Below are 1391 nucleotides of genomic sequence, written 5' to 3'. Positions count from 1 at the left end.
TTACCTGTTCTACCCTAACTGGCTCCGTTGCGGGGCACCAGCTTCAGGTCTACCAGACTTCCATGGCTTGACGGGCGGTGTGTACAAGGCCCGGGAACGTATTCACCGCGTCATTGCTGATACGCGATTACTAGTGATTCCAGCTTCACGAAGTCGAGTTGCAGACTTCGATCCGAACTGAGAGCGGCTTTGGGAGATTGGCATCTTATCGCTAAGTAGCAACCCGCTGTACCGCCCATTGTAGCACGTGTGTAGCCCTAGGCGTAAGGGCCATGATGACCTGACGTCGTCCCCGCCTTCCTCACTGCTTGCGCAGGCAGTCTGTCTAGAGTCCCCGGCATAATCCGCTGGCAACTAAACATAGGGGTTGCGCTCGTTGCGGGACTTAACCCAACACCTCACGGCACGAGCTGACGACGGCCATGCAGCACCTTGCTTTGTGTCCCGAAGGAAAGGCTCATCTCTGAGCCGGTCACGCGCATTCTAGCCTAGGTAAGGTTCCTCGCGTATCATCGAATTAAACCACATGCTCCACCACTTGTGCGGGCCCCCGTCAATTCCTTTGAGTTTCACCGTTGCCGGCGTACTCCCCAGGTGGGATACTTAACGCTTTCGCTAAGCCGCGGACCGTATGTCGCCCACAGCGAGTATCCATCGTTTACGGCGTGGACTACCAGGGTATCTAATCCTGTTTGCTCCCCACGCTTTCGTGCCTCAGTGTCAGTACCAGCCTAGTCAGCTGCCTACGCAATCGGGGTTCTAGAAGGTATCTATGCATTTCACCGCTACACCTTCTATTCCGCCAACCTCGTCTGGACTCAAGCCCCGTAGTATCCATGGCAGTTCTCTTGTTAAGCAAGAGGCTTTCACCACGGACTTGCGGGGCCACCTACGCACCCTTTAAACCCAATAAATCCGGACAACGCTTGCACCCTCCGTATTACCGCGGCTGCTGGCACGGAGTTAGCCGGTGCTTATTCAACCGGTACCGTCGATTCCTCTCGCAAGAGTTTTTTCTTCCCGGTCAAAAGCCGTTTACAACCCAGAAGGCCTTCATCCGGCACGCGGCATGGCTGGGTCAGGCTCGCGCCCATTGCCCAATATTCCCTACTGCTGCCTCCCGTAGGAGTCTGGCCCGTATCTCAGTGCCAGTGTGGGGGATCGGCCTCTCAGCTCCCCTAGCCATCGTCGCCTTGGTGGGCCGTTACCCCGCCAACTAGCTAATGGCACGCAGGCTCATCTATCTCCGAAATTCTTTAACTACCAAACGATGCCGTTCAGAAGTGTCATGCGGTATTAATCCACCTTTCGGCGGGCTATCCCCCAGAGATAGGCAGATTGCCTACGCGTTACGCACCCGTGCGCCACTAGCGGTATTGCTACCGCCCGTT

Annotated in this window: 1 rRNA gene; it reads right to left on the bottom strand. The window is 56.1% G+C overall.

Going from position 1 to position 1391, the window contains the following annotated elements:
* Positions 1-1391 (bottom strand): 16S ribosomal RNA (locus ABD903_RS23235); the annotation flags it as partial.

This window comes from Hymenobacter koreensis, from assembly GCF_039541855.1.
GTDB classification, from domain to species: domain Bacteria; phylum Bacteroidota; class Bacteroidia; order Cytophagales; family Hymenobacteraceae; genus Solirubrum; species Solirubrum koreensis.
The sequence above is the reverse complement of the archived record's forward strand: the minus strand, read 5'-3'. Positions and strand labels throughout refer to the sequence as shown.